We start from the raw sequence: 400 nt of genomic DNA, 5'->3' as shown, positions 1-400 counted from the left end.
GTCCTGGTGCTTCCACCTGGCTGAAAATGTCTTTTGGCACTGGCGTGTAGTCCCCCATTTTTTTCATGAGTTTTTCTGCACACCAGGAGGGACCAAACGAGTCAAGCTGTACACCTTCCCTGTTGCGATCCCAGCCATCCATCACCAGAAATTTTCCGTCCATCTGAGACAGGTACAGACCATCTTCAGCAAGACGACGATGCAGGGATAACCAGTCATGTACAGGTTCACTGCGTAAACCAGCGACCGCTGTCTGCGCAACATACTCGCGAAAAGTTTGTATTTTTCCGCGGGTCCAAGCGTTCTGGCGATCACGTTCAACGGCAGTTTTGCGAACGATACGATTTCCCGGCGCATGGACCCAGCAACCGTTATCCGGAGCAAAACCATGCTTCAGTTC

The 400-nt window shown here is 51.5% G+C and carries 1 pseudogene; it reads right to left on the bottom strand.

Features of this window, described 5'->3' with window-relative positions:
• A pseudogene (locus tag RTW80_RS27565) lies at nucleotides 1-400 on the bottom strand (relaxase/mobilization nuclease domain-containing protein); the annotation flags it as partial.

Source organism: Escherichia sp. AM3, assembly GCF_032029835.1.
In the GTDB taxonomy this organism is placed as follows: domain Bacteria; phylum Pseudomonadota; class Gammaproteobacteria; order Enterobacterales; family Enterobacteriaceae; genus Escherichia; species Escherichia coli.
Note: the sequence above shows the minus strand (reverse complement) of the source record. Positions and strands in the feature narration are given on the sequence as shown.